The organism is Enterobacter cloacae complex sp. P14RS, assembly GCF_014895895.1.
GTDB classification, from domain to species: Bacteria; Pseudomonadota; Gammaproteobacteria; order Enterobacterales; family Enterobacteriaceae; genus Enterobacter; species Enterobacter bugandensis.
Map to the genome: position 1 here is coordinate 308 of NZ_JADBQM010000031.1, position 408 is coordinate 715.

The window sequence follows — 408 nt, forward strand, 5'->3', positions numbered from 1 at the left end:
ACCTTCGGCGTGCCGGAGATATGCAGATTGGTTATTGACGGCGCACCATAGGCATCCACCGCCGGGCTGTGCTGTGTATCGCCCTGCAGCTGAGGCTGGCTGCTGCCCTCCGGAATTACCGTCACTTTAATGCTGTAACCCGCATCCTCGGCCCGGAGGGTGTATTCCCGCCCCGTGGCCCCCTCGATCGGCATCCAACTGGTTCTCTCATATCTCCCCCAGATAAAGGTGGATTTATCCGTACCGCTTCCATTTGACGTGAAGGTGTATTCTGCACTCAGGGTCTGCCCCACCTGAGTCTGTAATGAGCATGTCAGATACCAAGACGACTCACGACCAATAGAGTCGACTGAAGGGCTGCTATAAAAAGATCCGGCCGGTGCTGGCTGGCTGCTGCCCGTGGGGGTG

Annotated in this window: 1 protein-coding gene; it reads right to left on the reverse strand. The window is 57.6% G+C overall.

Annotated features, from left to right (window positions below; all coding sequences use genetic code 11):
- On the reverse strand, positions 1-194 hold a 194-nt coding region (locus IM295_RS22395), incomplete at its 3' end, for a hypothetical protein (RefSeq protein ID WP_193067348.1).
- Positions 195-408: the final 214 nt, after the last annotated feature.